Annotated in this window: 1 protein-coding gene; it reads right to left on the bottom strand. The window is 46.4% G+C overall.

The window, feature by feature from the left end; all coding sequences use genetic code 11:
- On the bottom strand, positions 1-532 hold a 532-nt coding region (locus ACTHUR_RS17710), incomplete at both ends, for an SH3 domain-containing protein (RefSeq protein ID WP_440400037.1).

A 532-nucleotide genomic window follows, 5' to 3' on the forward strand; every position in this document is an offset into this window, starting at 1 on the left:
GTCATATTGGGCTCGGGGAACGATTTGTGTTTTACCGTTGCGGAAAAAGGCAATTTCACGATAGTGGCTGAATGGAATTGTACCGTCAGTGCCGAACATTTCTTTTCCGCGATAATGGGAAAGTCCGTATTGATCGTGTGTAAACAGATGTTTTTCTTTCTTATAGTTGAAACGTTCCGATTTAATGCGCACGCCCATGCCGTTTTTTTGACAGGTAAAACCGTCGGCAGTAGCCGTAACGGGGATGCTTTCATAACGCGACAACGGAATCAGTCGCGAAGTATGCACCCAGCCATCCAGGCTTTTTTTGCCGCGCAAATCGTAGGTCATCTGCCAACCGTGTTCTAAATGAAGCTTTCCCTCCATCTCGGGGGTATAAACATGAGTGCCGTTTGGAATTTTGGTCAGGATTCGGCTTTGGGTGTTCGGTTGTTCGCGTAAGTTGCTGTATCCGTCAGGATCTTGAATTTCTGAGAATTCCGCATGTGCGGCGAGGCTGATAAAAAGTATATGGAGCAGGATAATGGTTTTC

This window comes from Neisseria sp. P0021.S007, from assembly GCF_051956855.1.